Below are 1,451 nucleotides of genomic sequence, written 5' to 3'. Positions count from 1 at the left end.
TGAACTGACCCCCAAAAGTTGGACAGTGCTCGGCTAGGCCGTTTTTTGCTGAGTCCTGTACTCCACAGGACTCATGCCGCCTAGTTTCAGCCTGATACGGTCATGGTTGTAATAGTGAATGTAATCATCTATCGCCATCTGCAAATGCTCAACACTATCGAAGCGCTCCAGGTGAAAAAGCTCGGACTTCAGCGTCCCGAAAAAGCTTTCCACGACGGCGTTGTCCAGGCAGTTCCCTTTGCGAGACATGCTCTGAGATACCTTCTTTTGTTCAAGCAGGTGCCTGTATGCCGACATCCGGTATTGCCAGCCTTGGTCCGAGTGGAGCATTGGGCTTTCGTCGCTCTGCAGGCGGCAGAACGCTTTCTCCAGCATTTTGGTGACCAGCTCAAAGGCCGGTCGTTTGGCGATCTGATAAGCCACGACCTCGCCGTTGTACAAGTCGATAACAGGAGATAGGTAGAGCTTCTCTGCACCGACCTTGAACTCTGTGACGTCAGTCACCCACTTCTGATTGGGCTGTTGAGCCTTGAAATCACGCTTCATCAGGTTGGGCGCTGCCATACCTTCTTCCCCTCGATAAGCCCGATACTTCTTGGCCCGTACCCGAGATTTAAGCTGCATTTCGTCCATCAGCCGCTGTACGGTTTTGTGGTTGATCACCGTTCCGCTCTTGCGGATAGCCGCAGTGACTCGTCGGTAACCGTAACGCTCTTTGTGCGTCTCAAAGACCGCGCGAATCGACGCCTTGACGCCGGCATGCTTGTCCGGTGCCTTCAAAGCTGCCAGCTGATAGTGGAACGTGCTCCTAGCCAACCCCGCCAGCTTCAACAGCGCACTGGTTGGATGCCGAGCCCGGAGTTCCTGAATTATTTGCGCTTTTTCGCTTCTGCCAGTCTCGCTTTCTCCTCCTTTAAGGCTTTGAGCTTTTTTAGGTAATCCACCTCCATGCGCAGATGGTCAATCTCAGCCAGCAGTTGCTCACGGCTACGCGAGTCATCCGGGCTGGTGGGGTTCTGAGGCGCAGCAGGTTGCTTGGGCATTGCGAAGGCACGTCCTGGTGTTTGCGGGGCTAACGATTCAATACCGCCACTGTAATAGCCCTGCTCCCAGCTGCCTACCTGAGAAGAGTTCTTCAAGCCAAACAACGCCGCGACTTCGCGGCAGGAAAGCTTGTCCTTCCACATGCGTTGCACCACGGAGAGCTTGAATTGGGGGCTATGCCTGACCCTGACGGTGGCCTGGAAGCTCTCTTCGCCATGAATGCGGTACGCTGCGACCCAGCGCCTTAGCAGGCTGCAATCCATGTTGAAGTCCTTGGCGACTCGCCGCAGGCCCTTGGGGCCGTTGACGTAGGTTTTTACGGCATCGTGCCTGAACTGCTCTGGGTATTTACGCATGGGTACCTCAAAAAGTTGGATGTGGGTGTCCAACTTTTTGGGGTCAGTTCA

1 protein-coding gene is annotated in these 1,451 nt (G+C 54.7%); it reads right to left on the bottom strand.

The window, feature by feature from the left end; all coding sequences use genetic code 11:
- Positions 1–33: 33 nt before the first annotated feature.
- Positions 34–1,400, bottom strand: a protein-coding gene (locus QBK88_RS30670) for an IS3 family transposase (protein ID WP_445765031.1) whose coding sequence is annotated in 2 segments (ribosomal slippage) — positions 34–902 and positions 902–1,400 — 1,368 coding nt in all. Because the reading frame shifts where the segments join, the coding sequence is not laid out codon by codon here.
- Positions 1,401–1,451 lie beyond the last annotated feature (51 nt).

The organism is Pseudomonas sp. RIT-To-2 (assembly GCF_029623465.1).
GTDB lineage: Bacteria > Pseudomonadota > Gammaproteobacteria > Pseudomonadales > Pseudomonadaceae > Aquipseudomonas > Aquipseudomonas silvicola.
The sequence above is the reverse complement of the archived record's forward strand: the minus strand, read 5'-3'. Positions and strand labels throughout refer to the sequence as shown.